This window comes from Paenibacillus kobensis NBRC 15729, from assembly GCF_004000825.1.
Classification (GTDB): domain Bacteria; phylum Bacillota; class Bacilli; order Paenibacillales; family Paenibacillaceae; genus Paenibacillus_T; species Paenibacillus_T kobensis.
The window spans coordinates 139,942-159,421 of record NZ_BILZ01000005.1; the positions used below are offsets into that span (position 1 = coordinate 139,942).

Genomic DNA, 19,480 nt, shown 5'->3' on the forward strand with positions numbered 1-19,480 from the left:
TTAACATCGCCAATTGACAAGAACTTGAGCCGATAAATGAAAAAGCCCGCGATCTACGCGGACTTTATTCGGCCCTTGTTCTTGTCATCCAACAGAATTGTAACTAAGCGCTTATACATCGTCTCTTCCCAATCTAGCACCTTCAAAGCACGCCTTCCTCGGCTTTATGTATGAGCATTGGTTTGCTTCATACCAATTCTAACACTAGCACGGGTTGACATTTTAGCATTATGAACCGACTGGAAACAACAAATAAACCGCCGTAGAAGGCGGTTTCATCTGAATTATCGTTCCCCGTCGTAATCGTTCACCTTTTTGAAGTCCACCATGAAAATATATCTTCTAACATCATTTCCCAATTCAAACCGTCAGGGCTTATCGGTATAGTTGAACTGCCTGCGACAGCCCACACTACCTGAGTGCCTATTCGTCTATAACGTAATCAACCTTGTTGATGAAGAATCGATTCCTTCAGTACCGCTCTAATACTCACCGGGGGTCGACCGATCAAATGAGCTAGAGTGGGATCGACTTGCGCGTAATCGCCCTGACGGCTCGCTAGAAACATCCCCATCCGCATATTTACGCTCGCTTCCGGTACACCTTGAGACAGCATGCGGTCCCGAAACTCTTCGTCCGACACAACGATTCGACGGATGGTCCTCCCCAAGATCTCGGAAGCGATTGTCGCAATCCCTTCCATGTCAATGACTTCGGATGCCGTTAAATTGGGAGTCATGCCATCTAATTTCTGCTCGCTTAAGATCACCGCCGTAGCTTCGGCCAAGTCGGAATGGACTGTCCAGGCAACCGGGCCGTCTTCAGGAGCGATCAATTCCCCTGTTTTTATGGCTCCGCCAATCAACATGAGTGCCGCTGCAGCGTAATAGCCATTACGGAGCGACGCGAAAGGCATACCTGAAGCTTTCAACAGTTCTTCGGTAGCCGCGTGGTGAATCATGGGAGCGAAGCGTGATGTTGGGGAAGAGCCCATGTGACTTGTGTATAGCACCCTGCTAGCCCCTGCCTTCTTGGCCGCATCAATCGCTGCTTGATGCTGCCGAATACCATGCGGGATACCGGCCTCGCCCATGATGCCGGTCGATACGATGAGAACCTGCGATGCCCCCTCAAAGGCCTGATATAGACTCTCGGCCTCGTCGAAATCGCCTCGGCGAACACGAACCCCGCGTTCCTGAAGCTCTCGTGCCTGGTTCGGATCGCGGACGCTGACACCGATCTGATTGGCAGGTACACGCTTAAGCAGCTGTTCTACCACTGCCCGCCCTAATTTCCCGTTGGCTCCGGTAACGATAATCATGACAATAACATCCTTTCAATTTGTAATAAAAAATAACGGGATGTAGCCGCCTTTGCGGTATGAATGGCGGCAATGCCGGCACTTTTGACAACCTCATCGATATGACCGCAGCCGAGTCCGATTCTGGATAGCTGCAATCCGTCTCGTTGATCCTTCATCCTAACAACCTCCTGACTATTACTTCGCTAAATATGTAGCCATCTACACATTTAGTTAAAAAAAAATCTATGGCCCATTCATTACTTCAACATCTGTTTTTCGACGTTTTCAAAAGCACGTGTCAACAGAGAGGCAAACATGGCTTTTTCGGCATCAGACATCCCTTGCGTGATCAATTCTTCCGATTTCGAGAAGGCATCGCTTCTCCCGTTAATAAATTGTTTGGCTTTGGCCGTGACATCAATACGGAGGTTGCGTCCGTCGGTATGGTTGCTGCTGCGCGTGATAAATCCGGATTTCTCTAGACCGTTCAACAAATTTGTCACGGACGGACCGCTTAGAGCCATTGTTTGCTCAAGAAACTTGCGGTTAATCTCGATTTGCTCCTCTAAGGATTGATGAATATGCGACAGAAGAATCGCTTGCGAGCTATTCAAGCCGTGTTCCTTCAGAAGCTGGTCGATGATCTCCCGAACCCTTTGCGCGATAACTTTAATGTATAGACTGTAGGGGTACTTGTCGAAAACACTTGGCATAGGTTTCTCCTTAAAATCATGTAGATGTCTACACTATATGTTCGATTATCCGTTTTGTCAATGATAAGTTTCCAATTTACGCCGTTACTTATGGTACAGTTCCCCCTATCAGGCTAACAGCGAAAATTGAAGGCTCCCTTTCGGGAGCCTTCAATTTTCGCTTAGCGATGAACTAACCGGCTCAAACCCACCGATCGCCGCGCTTCTTCGCATAGTTTGCAAACACGAAACGCCAAGGAATGACGAAGGGAAATATCAGGACCAACAAGCAGGCATTAACCGTCCCCATTGTCGAATCGTCCATCTGACCGGATGCCCAAAGCGGGAGCGCAACGACGATCAGCCAGACCGACTTCCACGCCACCTCCCATAGAAGCACAGGCAGCATCTGCAGGGGATATCGCAACCCGAGGACGCATAGCGCCCAGAAAGCGAACAACATGCATTGCACCACCCCCTCCTTCAGCTCCCATGATTCTGACCGGTTGATGAATTCAGGCCATAACGTGATACCAAGGCCTACGACGACAAGAAGGTAACCCCCTCTCAACAAATAAAGACGCAACAACGAGACCTCATCTGCTGATCCCTTTTTGGAATGCTCCGTCACGTTCATCATCCTTTTCCCCTAGATATAAGCCTTCTTCATCCAATCGGCGATGCGAAGAGCCTCTGTTTCATGCAATTCCTCCACATCTGCCATTTTGAGCAGAGAACCGTCTTTAAGCGCAATGAAACTGTCTATTAAGGTTTCGATTTCCGCAACCTCATGGCTTGTCATAATTAGGGTTTGAGATTTCAAGTCAACATATGAAATCATTCCTTTCACGATTGACTCGCGTACCATCGGATCAAGTCCGGACAAAGGTTCATCCATCAGAATGTAGGGTGCTTCTCTAGCCAAAGTAAGCACGATTTGTAATCGACCGCGATTTCCTTTCGAAAGCGCTTTGACTTTCATATGTGGATCCAACCGCATAAGCTTCATGATTTCTTCCGCTTTAGCAAGGTTAAAGTCAACAAATTGCGATGCTTGAAAACGCATTGCTTCTCTTACCGTGAATATGGGATAAAAGGAACTAAGCTCGGAGGAGTAAGAAACGACTTTACCGGTTTTTCGATTGGCCTTCTCTCCATTTACCGTCACACTACCGCTCGTAGGCAGTGAAAGTCCGGACATTAACTTCAATAACGTTGACTTCCCGCTGCCGTTACCACCCACAACACCAATGATTTTGCCTATAGGCACCGTCAATGAAATGTCCTTAAGCGCAGTCTGTTTTATATATTTCTTCGTAACGTTCGTCATCCGAATCACGTCACTCATCGCCTTTCTCAACGTTGTTTAGATATTCCTTGAGCCCTGATAGGATCTCCGCTGCACTATATCCCATTTCTCGCATGACGCGAACGAATTGTTCAATTTGTTCTTGCTTCAACTTATCACGCTGATGAATCAGACGATCTTGTCGTTCCGAAACGAACGTGCCTTGGCCTCTCTTCGTTTCCAAGATCCCTTCGCGCTCCAGCTCGCTGTATGTGCGTTGAACGGTGTTGGGATTCATGTTGAATTTGAGCCCCATATCGCGGATTGAAGGAAGCTTCTCGCCTGCTTTCAATTCCCCGCTTATAATTTGCCGGTGTATGCGATCCGCCAATTGCAAATAGATCGGCTTTGATGCATTAAATTCATCCATCGTTATCCCTCAACTTTGTTGTCCACGAGCCACGCGGTTAATATGAATAATCCAATGATAATGATGAAGTCGTATATATACCCTCCTGCAAAGGTCTGTATCGGCTCCGATAATATCGTAGGAAATTGATAGGTAATGCCTCCCCATTCCGTAACGTACCGATACGGATCAGAAGTTTTAAACAAAGCATTTAGCCCTTCAGAAAGGACGGCCGCGCCAGCAACCACTGCCCAGCTCCAACGCCCGATTTTCAGTTTGAGGTACTGGTATATGGCCCAAAGAACCATCACCCATGTGCAAAGCTCAATAGATATCCAGATCATGTGCGGAAAGATGAACCATCCCATTCTCCAAGTATCCGTCCAATACGGTTCAATCAAGCTGAAGTTCGGCTCGATCAGCAGTCTGGATAGCGCATATAACATGGTCAACGAAATGACCATCATCATCAAACCGTTCGCTATTTTACTCAGCAACAATTTATAAGCCGGCTGGGGATTGTTCAGCCATAGATGCAAATGGTTGCCCTCCGACTTCAAATCGATAAATACGATAAGAGGAACGTAGACCACATGAATAGCAACGGCAATCGCTAGAGGTACGAACATAAGCAATGAATCGTCCGCTACCCTCCCCATGTACAGCGTTAGCATAGCAATCAATACATTCATGACGAGTCCTATGAAAAACACGGTTCTTGTTAACTTGAAATCTTTAATAAATAAAGCTGACCATTGCCTCATATCCGCCTCACCCTTTTTGAGGAATTTAATCAAACACTCAGTGCACTAATGAAATAGTACACTAAGTCACTATGGCATGTAAATGGGTATTAGAAAAAAAAGGCAAAGAGGGAATCCCCTCTTCGCCTTCACCTACTTATGAAGTTTGATCTACCCATCTTAAGAGCCGCTTGACCGGGAATGCCCTGCTCTCCACCCATTCAACTCGTTCTCAAAAACATCGTTTGCTTGCGGTCGATGCCGAGCGTCTCGGTAATCATGCGGCACAGCACACTGTTCAAGCCGCATTCAACGTAATGCTCGAAGCCTGCTGCGTGCATATTCTTCATCGTCTTCGTCCAGAGAACCGGCGCATGCAGCTGACGCACGACATGAGCTTTAATCCTGTCCCCATTCGTCTCTGTCTCACCGGTCACGTTCATATAGATCGGGATAGCCGCATCGGAGAATGCAATGGATCGTATTTCATTCTGATACACTTTCGCCGCAGGCTCCATTAGGTCGCTATGATAAGGGAAATTCACCTTGATCGGGATCACTTTAATGCTGCGTGCAGCAGCTATCTCGGCGAACGACTCCAACCCCTTCCCGTCGAAGGCAATAGTCACCTGACGGATCGAATTGTAATTCGCCACCCTTACATAGCCGTCTTGTACCAAGTCGCACATGCTCTCGCACATCTCGGCCGTCGTATTCACGGCTGCCATGCCGTAAGTTCCTTCCTGCTTGAATCCAGATTCTGATGCCAGAACCAGATTCTTCACAAGCTCGAACGAATCAGGCAGCGAAACGACCCGCGCCGCCACTAACGTCGCATACTCGCCAAGCGAAAAGCCTGCTACTGCTTGAAACGTAAGTCCTCGCTTAACCGCCAAGGTAAAAGCGCACAAGTCAATGGTCAGCATAACCGGCAAGGAGTAGATTTCCTTCTCATATAGCTCCGCTTGTCCGTCAAAGCACAATTCCGCCATATCGTAGCCCATGACATCGCTTGCGGTTTTGAATATTTGCCGGCAGTCTTCATCCAAGTCATAATAGTCCTTGCCCATGCCGATATACTGCAGCCCCTGTCCGCCGAACAGGCATGCCGTCTTTCCTCTGTTCATCGTTAGGAAACCTCCAAATTTTTATAAAACTCCGCTTGTGTCGTATAGAGCCTGTAGTATTCGCCCTTCTCCTGCATCAGCTGCTCGTGGCCTCCGAGCTCCACCATTTCGCCCATGCTCATCACGACGATCCTATCGCAGAACCGGCAGCTCGACATCCGGTGGGAAATGTAGACGGTCGTCTTGTTCTGCGTCAAATCGTAAAAGTTCGAATAGATCTCGTATTCCGCCTTAGGCGACAGCATCGCCGTCGGTTCATCGAGAATAATAAACGGGCAGTTCTTGAACAGCGCCCGGGCGATGGCCAGCTTCTGTTGCTGTCCGCCGGACAATTCGATCCCTTCCTGATTGAACAAGCGGCCAAGCTCAGAATGCAGACCATTCGGCAAATGCTCGACCGTCCGCTTCAAATTCAACCGGTCGATAACCGATGTCATCTCCGCATTCTCATACGGCTGATCGAAGACGACATTATCCAAGAAGGAGAAATTGAGAATATTGAAATCTTGGAAAACAGCCGTAATATTTTTCATATAGTCGTCCAAGCTGATGCGATGGATATCGATGCCGTTAATTAGAATTTGCCCCTTGGTCGGCTTGTAGAACCGCAGCAGCAGCTTGACTAAGGTCGTTTTCCCCGCGCCGTTCTCGCCTACAATCGCAAGCTTCTCATTAGAGAAGATGATCAGGTTCAAATTTTTGATCGTATACTGCTCCTGATTCGGATACTTGAACCATACATTGACGAACTCGATCTCAATTTGGTCAGAATCCAGCTTGAAGTCGGCAATATAATCTTCATCCTTCTCCGTCAGCCCGCCCGACGATACCATCGTCAAATAATTGAAGTACGTGGACAAGTGCATGCCAGCTTTCTGAAGCGATATGATGCAGGCGGACATGCCGAACAAGGCTGCGACAAAGACGCCCAAGCTGGTGATGTACACCACGATTTCCGACATCGAAATGATGCCTTTGTAGGCGAGCCAGCCGATGTAGAAATAAACAGCGCCATTCACGATCACTTGCAGCGTATTCGCTATGATGCTCATAAACGTAAAGGCATGAACGGCATCGGTCACGTCTTTGCGCATGGTCTTGAAATAGTACTGCATTTTATCGACGATCCACTGCCCCAGCTTATTGATCCGCATTTCCTTCGCATAGGCGAAATCGGTGGACAGCTCCTGGTAATAACCGATTCTGCGGCCGATGTGGACCAAGGAATGGCTCCAGACGTTAAACTCCTTGTCGGCTGCCGCCGTGTTGAGCACCACGCTAATAAAGTAAGTCACTAACAGCGCAACGAATACGATCGGGCTGAGCGTCACGAGTATCGCAATGACGCCGACAAATTGAAACGTGTTGACGACAAGCTGTTTCGAGTCGATAATCGTGTTCTTCAGATCCATGAAATGAGCTTGGCCCGGATAAAAGATTTCCATCGCCTTTTGCCGGTCGTTGATGATGCGCGGATCTTCGATTTGTTGGTAGGACAAGCTCATCGTTTTGACATTCACTTCGTTCAGAAACGCCGTTTTGAAATATAAAATTTTCTTCTGTTCATAGGTCCAAAAGATGCCGTCCGCGAAACGAAGCGCCAATTCGATTGCGGACATCAGCGCGACGAGCATCAGCGTCTGCGGCCATCTCGCCGATTCGGTCAACTCACTCACGATCAAGTTCAAGAAGATCACGCTATTGAAAGGCTGGGCCGATCGCAGCGCAATAATCAGAATGCTATTGATCACGTATGGTTTATCGAAGGTCCATATCTTTCGGTAAAGCAGATAAATATTCCGAAAATAAAAGAGCCTCTTGTTGGCTAACGCAAGCCACTTCCCCAAGTCGCTTCCCTCCGCTCGTCAAAGCGTGCACTAGACCGCTTATACCGTTTCCTTGTAATATCGCGCTTGAATTTCATACATGCTTTGATACAGCCCGTTCTGATTCAAAAGCTCAAGATGCGTCCCGTATTCCGCAATTTCGCCGTTATCGAGCACGACGATTTTATCGCTGATCGTGGAGCTGCTCAGACGGTGCGAGACGAAGACGGTCGTCTTATCCCGAATGATTCTGGCGAACGTGATGTACATCTCGTTCTCGGCGATCGGAGACAAACTGGCGCTTGGTTCATCCAGGATAAGAACGGGACTATTCTTGTACATCGCCCTGCAGAAGATGAGTCTTTGCGCTTGCCCGCCGGACAGCTCTACGCCATCATCCTCGAACCTTCTCGTCAGAATCGTATGCTCCTGATGAGGCAGCGTCTGAATTTTATCCCATAGTTTGTTTTGCTCCAGCAGCGAATAGACAACGTCATCGGAATCAGCACCATAGTTGGCGTCTTTGAACGTAATATTCTCGGATATGCTTGCGGAAAAGATTTTGAAATCTTGGAAGACGCTCGATAATGCGTGCATGTAGCTGTCATAATCATAGTCCTTGATATTGATGCCATTATAAAGAATAACGCCAGACGTGACGTCATACAGCCGCATGAGCAGCTTGACTAACGTCGTCTTCCCAGCCCCGTTCTCGCCGACAATGACAAGACATTCGCCCGGTTCGATGGTTAAATTGATATTACTGAGAATGAGCCTCGGATCATTCGGATAATGGAACGAGACGTCGATAAACTCGAACCTCCCCGGTGCGCTGCCAGGCTCGATAAAGATCGGTTTGGTCGTCGCCCTCAGCTCGCTCTTCCGCCTCATGAACACAAAGAAATCATTAATATAGTTGTTAATCGTGTACAAATTGACGATATGGTCGAACAGTCCCCGGAAGCTGATGCTGAACTGCCGAATGCCGTTCATTAACACGATAAAGTTACCGATCGTCAGCGCACGGAAGACGACGGCATAGGCAAGAATGACAAGAATGCCGAATTCCTGCGCCACGTTGATGCTTATGCTCGCGATCAATCCCCTTCTCTCATTCGTATTCGTCCTATTGAAATAGGAGAAAAATTGTTTGCGGTTGTCATCCCCCTTGCCCAGCACGAAATTCTTAAGTCCGAAAAGCCGGACTTCCTTGGCAAATTTCAATTCGGTCGCCAATTGAATGATATAACGCCATTTGCGATCGATAGGCAACGATTCCCGGTGGATCTGATAGTTCTTTCTCTGCACACGCAAACTAATGACCGCGTTCACGACCGACACGGCCAATACTAATAGAACCAACAGCGGATTTAACAATGTAGCCAAGTAGGTAATGAAGGCCAATTGGATGAGCGCAATGAAAATCCCGTTGACTGCCTCCAAATACCGTTCCAAATTATCGCCATTGGCGAGCACGAAAGAGGCTCGATTCATCTCCTGAATAATCGTCTGGTCTTCCGTGCATTTGTAGTCCATATCGATCGATTTCTTGCAGAACATGGCGGTTAGCGGAACGAGCAGCCACTTGGAATGGAGAGTCGTGGAGCTTTTCGAATAAATCTGCACATTGGTGACGACCAAGTTGACAGCAAACATGATCAACGTAATCTTTACGATATAATGCAATCCGTAATGCAGTTGAAGCGCATCGAATAAGTACTTAAAATAAACGATCGTAACAAACGGGGCGATGGCATTGCTTAAAATATGTAGTAACGATACGAACAGGTAGAACTTGTTGTTGAGAAACACCAGTTTGTATAAGCTTCCCATGTTTTTGATAATATTCATCTTCACTCCGCCAGCCTCCATCAACCCTCGAAGGGGAATACAGCCGGGCGGCTGCATTCCCTGCGAAGGATGCGTCTATCCCATACGTGTTATCCCTCAACCATATGGAATTTCTCCAACCTGTGATTCAAGTTATCGTTCTTAAAATCGTCCTGCAAAGCGGTAATCATCCGATCCAATATGGCCGCCGCCTCTTCATCGCTAACGTACTTCTTCTTGTACGAGGCGCATACCTCATATTTCTGGTTCACGTTTTTGATTACGACGTCCAAAGCGAATTTCGGAATATTGACCGCATGAGGAATATCCTCCGTGCTTCTGAACTTCTTGAGCGAGCTGTCTTCGAAATCCAAGTAAAAGAAAAAGGCAGGGTTCGCGCTTTTGAAATCTTTGACGAGATGGTTATACGGATAGTATTGATTTTTAATTCCATCGACTGTCGTCTTCGACACATTCTTAATGTAGTCGCCTAATGACTGCTCAGGCTGAACATCCAGCCGCAATGGGATCAGGTTCGTGAACACGCCGATCGCATTTTTGAACTCCGGCAAATACCGGTTCAGCATAGGCGTCAGAACAGCAAGATCATTCCTTTGCGTCAGCTCCTGAAGCGCGATCCCGTAGGAAGCCAGCAGCATATTGAACATCGTCGTCTTTCTGGATTTCGCGAATTTGTGCACCGTATCGGTCAGTTCATCGCTCAGCACGATCGTCTTATGGCCGCAGGCCGCCTCGTCCGCCTCTTTGATTACAAGAGGATTCGAGAAATCAAACCCTTTCAATCGTTTCGACCAATAATTGGACATATTCCTATATTCTTCACTAGCAAAGAAATTCCTTTCGAACTCTACATATTTCGCGTAAGAGTATAAAGGCGGCGCTGTCGATTTCGAGCTATACGCCTCCATCTGCTCGAGAAAAATCGTGGTCGAATACCCGTCCAGCAAAATGTGGTGCACATCGAAAAATAGCAATTTGCGGTCCGGCGCCTCAAATAGCGTCAGATTAAACAGCGGGTATTGGTCAAGCTTGAACGTCTTCAAATGCTTCGAGTAGTCGATATCCGCAACGGACGCGACCTTGACACGCTCGATGGTGACCGGCTGAATCGGATGGACGACGCGCACGAGCTTTTTGTCCACCGGCTTGAAGGTGCTTCTCAGCATCTCGAACCGGTTGAAGAAGTCATTCGCGTTCTCGACCATGTTCTCGTACGTATCCTCGGAATGATCCGATACGAACCCGATGTTGTAGATCTGCTTGTTCGGCGACAGCCGGTAGTCGGCATAAATCCGTTCCTGCGGATTGCTCATCTCGCAATACTCGTAACCGGCTGGCTCTTCTTGGAGCGGACCGGGCTCCTGCGGAGCAGGCTCCTGAGCGCTCGGCTCTTGCGACTTGGACTTTGCCGCCTTCTCCAGACGGGTCGTGATATAGTCCGATAGGGTTTGAACCGAATCAAACTCGAATAGGTCAGCGATTTTGACGATATTCGGATGCAGCTTATTGATGGTCTCGTGCATTTCGGTCAGCAGGATCGAATCGCCGCCCATTTCGAAGAAGCCTTCATAAATGTCCACTTCGTCGTAGCCGAGAATCGAGCAGTATATGCCGCCGATGTCCTTCTCGACTGGTGTGTAAATGCCCTCGACATTGCCTGTCAACGTATATTCCTTGGTTGGTGCCGGTGCAGGTGCTGGTGCTGCTGCTGATACAGGCGCCTCCAAGGGCTCCGGCTTATCTTCGATTTTAATCTTCGGCGCAATATATTCGGCTAGGCTGTGGATCGAATCGAATTCGAACAGGTCGGCGATTTTCACGGTACCCGGGTATTGCTTGTTAATGATTTCATGCATCTCGGTCAGCAGAATCGAGTCGCCGCCCATTTCGAAGAAGCCTTCGTAGATATCGACCTCTTCATAACCTAGAATTGCGCCATAAATGCTGCCGATCTGCCGTTCGACCGCCGTGTACGTGCCTTCTACATGGCCTGTCAGCTTGACCGTCGTTTCCGGTTCGCGAATCGGGCTCGCTTCGGGCTTAACGACAGGGATCTGCATCGGCGCCAGACAGGCTGCCGCTGCGGCCACCTCATCCGTCTGTTTCGCATAAGCGGCCTGATAAAGCTTCGCCGTAAAGCCGGACGCCACCTTATTGCGGCTTTGCTTCACCAGCGAGAGGAGGTCGACGCTTTCATTGAACTGGCCAATGACGACGCGCTGCGGCTTGCTGCTCAGCAGCTCATAAAGAGCCGTTGTTGCATCGTGATTCGTGATCGCCTTCGTCGTCGTATCGTAGTTCGTCCCTTGTTTGTGGGCCATGCCGGTCTCTTTCCACGCGACCCAGTTGACCGCATACGCAGGCTTGCCTTGTGCATTCAAGTAATCCGTATACGAATCCAAGAAAGCATTGGCAGCCATGTAGCAGCTTTGGCCCGGCTCACCGGCGTCGGTCACATTGGAGGAATGCAGCAGCATAAAGTCGAGCTGATCCTGCTGCGTAAATATATCCAGGTTCCACGTGCCGAGCACTTTCGGAGCGAATACGTTCAAGAAGCTGCTCTTCTCTTTGCGAAGAATGAAGCCCGGTTCGATGACGCCCGCGCAATGGGCAATGCCGTTGATTCGGTTGTACTTGTCCCGAACGGTTTGCAGGACGCGCTGCACATCCTCGCTGTTGCTGATGTCGCATTTCATAATCTCAAGCGTTGCCCCGTTGTTCTTCATCTCTCTGAAGTCCTTAATGATTTCCTTGTAGCCGTCCTGCTCTTCGTAAGCGTTCCACTGCGACTCGTCAGGGAAGCCTTTGCGGCTTAACAGAATCAGGTTGCATTTCGCTTGTTTGCTGAACAGCTTAGCGTTCTGAACCCCGATCCCCGAAGTGCCGCCCGTCACGATGTACGTTCCGCCATCGACTAAGCGATTGGCCGTCTCCGGCGCAATTTCCGCAGCATCGAATTGCTCCACATACGCTTTTCCTTGGCGCAGGCCGATGACATGCATATTATGATCGGCAAAGAGCTGATCGATGATGGCCTCGATAGACGTCTCCATATCCGTATCAATGGCACGGCAGCGAATATTCGCATTCTCCTGCTCAACGCTCTTGCCGAAGCTGAGCACGGTACCGTTGTGAGGCCATATGTCCCGCTCTTGACCCGAGATCGTTTGAGCGCAGGAAGCGACGATCGCAAGCTCGATATCCTGGTCAAGACGAGCTTTCACCACGCCTTTCACCAGATTGACGACGTTAAAGAATCCATGCTCGAATTCGCCGTACAGCTCGTTCGCATCCTGCACCTTATGGTCGCGGTACGCGCCTGCATGGACGATTCGGCCAATCGGCTGCTCCGCGAGCTGCGAGAACAATTGTTTGAATTGATCGACGCTGTTCTCGATCCGGAACGTATCCTCGTCTGCTTGGACGAAGGAATCATTCGCTGCGAATACGTCCACGACCCGGACTCCCTTGGCCCGCAAGCCTTTCGAAATCGGATGGTTCCCCGCTTCATCGCTATGGACGACTACGCAGGTCGTCCCCTGTGGCGGCAGACTGACCGGTACCGCATCCATCGGCACCCATGTTTTATGATGGAAGAAATGTTCATACGGGCTTTGTTCCTTAGAGGCCGCCTTACGGACCGCTTTAGGCGCCACCGGAATTTGATACCATGCATGTTTTCTCGCATACGGATATGTCGGCAGATGAAGCTTACGGTAAGCTTGGTTGTATAAAGACTTCCATTCAATGTTGGCGCCTCGAACGTAGCCAAGAATGATGGTCTGCCGTTCATCGTCCTTAAGCTCGCGGGACAATCTGCAATAGTGGTTCGATTCCTCGGACAGCTTCTGCTGTTCCTTCGACGTCAGCTCGTGCGGGAATTTTTCTTTCTTGCTCTCCGGCACGATGGCATAATGGCCGCTGAAGCACCAGTTATTCGCAATTCGGGCAAATGCGCCGTACGGCTGCAATTCGGTCAGCTTCGCGATTAGATCCTGTTGGCTGTAATAGACAAAGGCTAAGCGGTGCGCGTAATGCTTCCTGCCGATATTCAGCGTCGCCGCGAAGTCCGTCAAATTCACGTTTTTATGGTCGAGCAGATACGTGCGATACGAAGCGATTAATTGGAACACCTGCGCTTCGGTTCTCGCCGATACGGCAAAGATAAGCGGTTGTTTGCCCGCGCTTTGATTGTGGATTGGCTGTGCCTCCGGCGCTTCCTCCAGAATGAGATGCGCATTCGTTCCGCTCATGCCGAAGCCGCTGATGCCGACGATCGCTTTGCTGCCTTTCGGCTTAAGCGGCGTCGGTTTGTCCACGACATACAGTGGCGAACGAATGAAGTCAATGTTCGGGTTCGGCACTTGGAAGTGCAGCGACGGCGGAATGACTTTATTTTGGAGCGCGAGGATGATTTTGAACAATCCGCACATGCCGGCCGCTTCGTTGGCATGGCCTAGATTCGTCTTCACCGATCCGACGCCGCATATTTGCTTATCGCCTGTTACCGTTTCGAACGCGTGGCTGATTCCTTTAATCTCGATTGGGTCGCCAAGCTGCGTGCCGGTGCCGTGCGCTTCAATGTAGCTAATGTCGGTCGCCGTGATGCCAGCATCCTTCCAAGCCTTCTGGATCACTTCCGATTGAGCCAAATAATTCGGCGCGGCAATGCCGAAGGAGCTGCCGTCCTGGTTGATCGCGCTTCCTTTGATGACGGCATAGATGGAGTCGCCGTCCCGCTTCGCTTTCTTCAGCGATTTGAGCAATACGACGCCTGCGCCTTCCGCAATCGCCGCCCCGCTTGCCTGATCCGAGAATGCCCGCGTCTTCTCTTCCGGCGATTCGAAGCCGACGCCGCTGCCATCCGCCAGCGGCGTGCCCATTAAGGAGGCTCCGCCTGCCAGAACCATGTCGCATTTGCCGAACCGGATTTGCTCGCATGCCATGTGCAGTGCGGTCAACGACGATGAGCAAGCCGTGTCGACGACCATGCTCGGCCCTTTCAAATCAAATACATACGCCGCGCGACTCGCAGTCATGCTCACTTGCCCGATCGGCAGCGCGTCGTTGAACAGCTTCGGATCGATTTCATACAGGAACCGGTTGTACGCATTGCCAAGATTCGCCGTGTAGCCGAGGAAAATGCCGGTATTCGTTCCTCTTACGCTGTCCGCGCCATAGCCGGCATCATCGATGGCATTCGAGCAGCATTGCAGGAAGATGCGCAGCACAGGATCAAGCAGCGCCGCATCCCGAGGCGAGATGCCGAAGAAAGCATGATCGAACGTGCTCACTTCGTCGAGATAACCGCTTCTGCGGAACTTGATATGCTCCTCGTCCATGCCGCGGAAGAGCAGATGATTCGTAATGTCGGCGGCACGCTCCGACGGAATGTCCCGAACAGCGTTAATGCCGTTGATCAGCATATTCCAGTAGCTGTTCAAATTGTTGGCGGAAGGAAGCTCCATGCCCACGCCGATAATGGCAACGCCGTCTTCGTCGTCATATTCATCACGACGTTCGTCTCGGCGGCTAGACTCAGGCTCCGCCTCTTCCGATCTCGCGGAAGCAGCCTCTAACCGCGACGGACTAAGCACCAGGCTGTCCACCAATGCCGGCCGCTCGCTTGCACAAGCTGCGACCGATTCTCGGCTTGCCATCGGCTCGACTGCTGCTTCGCTACGTTCCGGCGCCGCATCTCCTGCTAAACTTCCGTCAAGCAGCAGCTTATTGTGGATGTGATCCGCCAGCAGTTGGACCGTCGGGCAGGAGAACAGATCGGTGACCTGCAATAGGCCGGGATAGATGTCATTCAAATCTTTATATATGATGGACAACAGAATAGAATTCGCGCCCAACTCGAAGAAATTGTGATGGACATTAAGCTCGGTATATCCGAGGTTTTTGCAGCAAACCTCAATTAATGTCCGTTCGATGTTGACGTAATCCTCGCTGTCGCTCGCCGCGCTCGTTCGAACGGCGCCCGCGTCGCTGGCAGCCGCTTCGAGCGCCGCAGCGATTGTCGATGAGAGCTGCATCGGATACGTCTTGAGCAGCATCGAAATTTTGCTCTTCAGATTCAAGCGTGCGACGACGACAGAGCCGCTGCTATTGTGCAAGACGGCGAACAGCGCCGAGATCGCTTCTTTGGTCTTAACCGCTTGAAACAGCGTATCGATCGTGAAATTGGATTTGACCGCCATGCCGATCTCCATCCATGTTGCCCAGTTGACCGTGATGCTCCGGCTGCCCGTTTCCTTGTTGCGGTAATCGCTGTAGCTGTCCAGATAGATGTTCCCCGCAATATAACCCGGCAGGTCGGCGCTGCTGAAGATAGTCGAGATACTGGAGAACATGAGGAAGAAATCGAGATTCTGCGATCTCGTCGCCTGATCCAGTACATTCGTTCCCACCAGCTTAGGTCCCAATATGCCGGTGAAATGCGCTTCGTTCAGCTGCTCGAACGTAATGCCGCCGCTTATTCCCGCGCCATGAATGACGCCTGTAATCATGCCGTACTTCGCGTTGATCGATTGGATCAGCGACTGTACCGCAGCGTCGTCTCCTATATCTACCGCATAATATTCCGCATGCTTGGCCCGGGATTGAAGCGACTGCAGGCGCTGGATTTTCTCTGCCATGTCACTGTCCGGATGGCGGCGTACGATCGCCTCCCATTCCGACGAGTCCGGAAGCGGCGTACGGCCGACCAGAATAACCGTAACATCCTTCGCCCGGTTCGCCATTTCCATCGCCGTCTCGTAGCCGATGCCGCCCAAGCCGCCGCTAATGAAATAGACGCCTTGATCTTTAATGACGAGCGAATTGCCGCTTGTCTGAACCTTCGCCTCCTGCAGCCCTTCGAAGAACCGCTGGCCGCTGCGGTATACGACGATATCCTTCTGGACGACGGCGTTAATCTCATCGACAATGGTCTTCCATTCCGTTACGGAATCCGTATCGATACAGCAAGAAACGATATTGTTGAACATCCGGTTGAGCGATTTGCATAACCCGAATACAGGCGCACCGTTCGGATTCAAGTACGTCTCTTGTCCGGTTACTTGGAAGCAGCTGTCCAAGATCGGAACGATTTTGATTTTGTTCTCATAGTTCGAGAACTTGCGATACAGAGCGACGATGCCGAGCAGCGAGATATTGTGCAGCTGGAGCAGCTCTTCCTGCGAACGCGGTTCATTGCGGCCGAGCTGATTCGTAATGACGATATGCGTAATATCGTTGTAGCCGATATTGGCATACAGCTGGTCGAAATATTTCTCAATGCCGATCCGCTTTGCTTCGTCGGTATTGACGGTAATCCGGTCTACATTGTAAAAGCGCTGCTGCAAGCTGTCATACAGCGGCTCGGAAGATGCGGCCGACGTATAATCAAGGAGCAGGCATCTCCCCGGATTCGCGTTCTTGACGATAGGGTCCGCCTGTACGAAGATTCTTTCGTAATACATGCCGTCAAGGTCTTCAGCAGGCACTGGCGACAGCACCGGCTCCGGCGACGCTACAGGGACAGGCGACGACGCTATTGTGCCTGATACAGCAGCCGGCTTTGCCTCCGCTGCTTTCGTCTCTGCTTGCGGAGACAGCTTCCGTTCCAGCTCCGCCCAGTCCCTTTGCTTCTCTTTCTTCGGCAGCCAGCAGCGGGTCGGCTTGAACGGATAATACGGAATCGGAATATGGATCGGTTCGATTCCTTGATAGAATATGCGCCAATCGATCTTTGCCCCATTGCTGTATGCGTCCGCCAGAAAATCGAGATCGGCTTTCATTTCCTCATGGACCGATGCCGATTGCGGATCCCCGCCGATGCCCGCAAGACAGGTATTGCAGCGCTTCAACGCCGCTCGAATCGCGCCGTAGTCCATTTCTTTCGAAGCGTTGCCATCGTTATAATAGACGCCCGCAATCCTGCTCCATTGGGATTCCTCGCTGCTTGCGAGCCGCGTTAACGCAGCTGCCAGCTGATTGCGGTTCTCGAATGCGACGGCAACCCGCTTCGGATAATGCGCCCGGTACAAATTGGCATTCGCGGCAAACTGATTCACGTCGACGCCTGTCTCAGAGAATTCCTTGTATTGCGCAATCAAGGAAACCAAGCTTTCCATCGACTTGGCCGAAATAAGCAGCAGATCTTGGTCCGGCCCTTTCGCCGGTTCCGATTGATTGTCATACTCCTGCAAAATAACATGCGCATTCGTTCCGCTAATGCCGAATGCGCTGATTGCGCATGTTCTCAAGCCGTCCTTATGCCAATCACGCGTTTGATTATTGATATAGAAAGGCGAATCGCAGAAATCGATCTTCAGATTCGGGACGTTGAAGTGCGCAGCGCCCGGAATCTTCTTGTACTTAATGGCGGCCAACGCTTTAATAAACGATGCCACGCCCGCGGCCTCATACAGATGCCCGATATTGCTCTTCGAGGAGCTTAAGCCGCAAAATTGCTTGTGGTCCGTAAATTTCTCATAAGCGCTCGTCAGCCCCCGGAACTCGATCGGATCGCCCAGCGCCGTTGCCGTACCGTGGGTCTCGATGTAATCAATCTCTTCCGGCGAAATGCCGGAGGCTCGAAGAGCTTCCAGAATAACCGTGGCTTGCGCCGCCGGGTTCGGTGCCGTAATGCTCGCGGAGGTGCCGTCATTATTAATTGCGCTGCCTTTGATTACGCCGTATATGTAATCTTTATCTCTCTGCGCATCCTTCAGCGGCTTCAGCAGTACAACGGCGGAGCCTTCGCCGATTGCCGCGCCGCTCGCGGTATTGTCGAACGTTCTCGTTTTGTTGTCGTCCGTCTCGAAGCCTACATTCATATCGTCGTAAGCGACAGGGAATGAGTGCAGCCTGATGCCGCCCGCAATCGCCATCGAGCAGGTTCCGTTCTTGATGCTGGCGCATGCGTCATGAATGGCGACGAGCGAGGAGGAGCAGGCCGAGTCGATGACCATCGTCGGTCCCCTGAGGTTCAGCAGATACGAAGCGCGCGATGGGAGCATGCACGGCATGTTGCCCACGTTCGAGTATTTGATGAGCTCTGGATTGTTGTGAAAAATGTTGGTGGAATAATTGTCTTTCGTCGAGCCCGGCGTATAGCCGATATAGATGCCGGTCTTGGTGCCGCTCAGCATGTCCGCCGTATAGCCAGCATCGTCGAACGCATGGAAAATCGTTTGCAGCAAAATTCGCTGGACAGGGTCCATCACCTGCGCCTCGATCGGCGGCAGCTTAAAAAACTCGTAGTCGAATTCATCGATTTTCTCTAAGTAACCACACTTGTTATACGAAATCTTACCGTTCGCATTCGGCATCATCAGCGCATAAATGCGAGCCAAATCCTCGACGTCGTCCTGCCGGTTCTGCGGCAAATCGCGAATAAGGTCGATGTTATTCTCGAACACTTCCCAATATTGTTCCAGGCTGCTCGTGCCGGCAATTTGCAAGCCGATGCCAATAACCGCTATATCGTCCTCTTTATACGACGACTGACCGTTCTGGTTATGATTCATGGGCAGATCCCGCTTTCTTTATATTTTTGTAACGTTGTGTTTATCACGTTGACCGTTTTCAACGGCTCCTCCGTCGGAAAGAAATGCGTCGTTCCACTCATTTTCACAAAGGTAAGCCGGCTCCCGGCGGACCGCTTCCATGAATAGATGTCCTCATCCGCAATGTCCGGTTCATTGTCGCTCCACATGGCGGTCATATCGGAATAAATCGTCTGTGCGCGGACAGCAGGGGTGCTTTGAATCAACCTGTAGTCGGCAAGCAGCACGCCCATGTAATAATCGAGCATCGGCTTGTTATGGACGAGCACCTCGTTAAATCCGCCCATCTTAATAAGCCGCTGCTTGCTCTCTTCCTCATTGTCCAAGTTAAAGTACGCTTTCGGATTATCGTGATAAGGCGGCCAACGGCTCGAGAAGAAGAGATGCTCCGGAAGCTCGCACCCGTCCTCTACTAGCCGGAAATATAGAAAATATAAAAGCATCCCCCCCATGCTATGGCCGAATATGGCATATTTCTCATGCGCTTGCAGATTGTTTTTCAGTGATTGATAGAGATCCTCCACCGCATCCTTTACATCGTGACATATCGGTTCCTGGTTTCTGGGCATATGGCCCGGCAGATCAAGCGGAACAAACGTAATATGATCATTCAAATGCTTTTTCCAAGGGAGATACGATAGCGTCGAACCGCCGGCATGCGGGATGCAAAATAGCTTCATTGCG

12 protein-coding genes are annotated in these 19,480 nt (G+C 50.5%); all 12 read right to left on the minus strand.

Going from position 1 to position 19,480, the window contains the following annotated elements; genetic code table 11:
- Positions 1 to 442 precede the first annotated feature (442 nt).
- The 12 genes from PKO01S_RS05345 to PKO01S_RS05395 all read right to left on the minus strand — a co-directional run bounded on the left by PKO01S_RS05345 (position 443) and on the right by PKO01S_RS05395 (position 19,476).
- The gene (locus PKO01S_RS05345; protein WP_127530280.1) at positions 443 to 1,321 is read right to left on the minus strand and encodes an SDR family oxidoreductase; all 879 of its coding nucleotides are present in this window, start codon (positions 1,319 to 1,321) and stop codon (positions 443 to 445) included.
- On the minus strand, positions 1,318 to 1,479 hold the full coding sequence (locus tag PKO01S_RS28680; protein ID WP_164779488.1) for a hypothetical protein: 162 nt from the start codon (positions 1,477 to 1,479) through the stop codon (positions 1,318 to 1,320). Before PKO01S_RS28680 ends, PKO01S_RS05345 begins: the two co-directional genes overlap by 4 nt.
- A gap of 81 nt (positions 1,480 to 1,560) precedes the next feature.
- Positions 1,561 to 2,016, minus strand: coding sequence for a MarR family winged helix-turn-helix transcriptional regulator (locus PKO01S_RS05350; RefSeq protein WP_127530281.1), 456 nt, complete (start codon positions 2,014 to 2,016; stop codon positions 1,561 to 1,563).
- Positions 2,017 to 2,197: 181 nt separating this feature from the next.
- Complete coding sequence (locus PKO01S_RS05355) at positions 2,198 to 2,635, minus strand: hypothetical protein (RefSeq protein WP_218031463.1); 438 nt, start codon at positions 2,633 to 2,635, stop codon at positions 2,198 to 2,200.
- Between the two features lie 9 nt (positions 2,636 to 2,644).
- Complete coding sequence (locus tag PKO01S_RS05360) at positions 2,645 to 3,325, minus strand: ATP-binding cassette domain-containing protein (protein WP_307719819.1); 681 nt, start codon at positions 3,323 to 3,325, stop codon at positions 2,645 to 2,647.
- A gap of 10 nt (positions 3,326 to 3,335) precedes the next feature.
- A complete protein-coding gene (locus tag PKO01S_RS05365) occupies positions 3,336 to 3,713 on the minus strand; it encodes a GntR family transcriptional regulator (RefSeq protein ID WP_127530283.1) in 378 nt (125 codons plus the stop codon).
- Between the two features lie 2 nt (positions 3,714 to 3,715).
- Positions 3,716 to 4,456 carry a hypothetical protein gene (locus PKO01S_RS05370; RefSeq protein ID WP_127530284.1) on the minus strand — a complete coding sequence of 247 codons (741 nt, stop codon included), beginning with the start codon at positions 4,454 to 4,456 and terminating at the stop codon, positions 3,716 to 3,718.
- Between the two features lie 200 nt (positions 4,457 to 4,656).
- On the minus strand, positions 4,657 to 5,562 hold the full coding sequence (locus tag PKO01S_RS05375; protein WP_127530285.1) for an ACP S-malonyltransferase: 906 nt from the start codon (positions 5,560 to 5,562) through the stop codon (positions 4,657 to 4,659).
- 2 nt (positions 5,563 to 5,564) lie between these two features.
- Complete coding sequence (locus tag PKO01S_RS05380) at positions 5,565 to 7,409, minus strand: ABC transporter ATP-binding protein (protein WP_127530286.1); 1,845 nt, start codon at positions 7,407 to 7,409, stop codon at positions 5,565 to 5,567.
- 39 nt (positions 7,410 to 7,448) lie between these two features.
- Positions 7,449 to 9,239: an ABC transporter ATP-binding protein gene (locus PKO01S_RS05385; protein ID WP_246070448.1), complete on the minus strand. Its 1,791-nt coding sequence runs from the start codon at positions 9,237 to 9,239 to the stop codon at positions 7,449 to 7,451.
- A gap of 89 nt (positions 9,240 to 9,328) precedes the next feature.
- The gene (locus PKO01S_RS05390) at positions 9,329 to 18,757 is read right to left on the minus strand and encodes an SDR family NAD(P)-dependent oxidoreductase (RefSeq protein ID WP_127530288.1); all 9,429 of its coding nucleotides are present in this window, start codon (positions 18,755 to 18,757) and stop codon (positions 9,329 to 9,331) included.
- On the minus strand, positions 18,754 to 19,476 hold the full coding sequence (locus tag PKO01S_RS05395) for a thioesterase II family protein (RefSeq protein WP_127530289.1): 723 nt from the start codon (positions 19,474 to 19,476) through the stop codon (positions 18,754 to 18,756). The genes PKO01S_RS05390 and PKO01S_RS05395 overlap by 4 nt, the downstream gene beginning before the upstream one ends.
- Between the last annotated feature and the right edge of the window lie 4 nt (positions 19,477 to 19,480).

What these genes read in the sequence shown, in the direction of transcription:
- PKO01S_RS05345 (WP_127530280.1), bottom strand. Translation starts at nt 1,321, where the DNA reads ATGATTATCGTTACCGGAGCCAACGGGAAATTAGGGCGGGCAGTGGTA.
- PKO01S_RS28680 (WP_164779488.1), bottom strand. Translation starts at nt 1,479, where the DNA reads ATGAAGGATCAACGAGACGGATTGCAGCTATCCAGAATCGGACTCGGC.
- PKO01S_RS05350 (WP_127530281.1), bottom strand. Translation starts at nt 2,016, where the DNA reads ATGCCAAGTGTTTTCGACAAGTACCCCTACAGTCTATACATTAAAGTT.
- PKO01S_RS05355 (WP_218031463.1), bottom strand. Translation starts at nt 2,635, where the DNA reads ATGATGAACGTGACGGAGCATTCCAAAAAGGGATCAGCAGATGAGGTC.
- PKO01S_RS05360 (WP_307719819.1), bottom strand. Translation starts at nt 3,325, where the DNA reads ATGACGAACGTTACGAAGAAATATATAAAACAGACTGCGCTTAAGGAC.
- PKO01S_RS05365 (WP_127530283.1), bottom strand. Translation starts at nt 3,713, where the DNA reads ATGGATGAATTTAATGCATCAAAGCCGATCTATTTGCAATTGGCGGAT.
- PKO01S_RS05370 (WP_127530284.1), bottom strand. Translation starts at nt 4,456, where the DNA reads ATGAGGCAATGGTCAGCTTTATTTATTAAAGATTTCAAGTTAACAAGA.
- PKO01S_RS05375 (WP_127530285.1), bottom strand. Translation starts at nt 5,562, where the DNA reads ATGAACAGAGGAAAGACGGCATGCCTGTTCGGCGGACAGGGGCTGCAG.
- PKO01S_RS05385 (WP_246070448.1), bottom strand. Translation starts at nt 9,239, where the DNA reads ATGAATATTATCAAAAACATGGGAAGCTTATACAAACTGGTGTTTCTC.
- PKO01S_RS05390 (WP_127530288.1), bottom strand. Translation starts at nt 18,757, where the DNA reads ATGAATCATAACCAGAACGGTCAGTCGTCGTATAAAGAGGACGATATA.
- PKO01S_RS05395 (WP_127530289.1), bottom strand. Translation starts at nt 19,476, where the DNA reads ATGAAGCTATTTTGCATCCCGCATGCCGGCGGTTCGACGCTATCGTAT.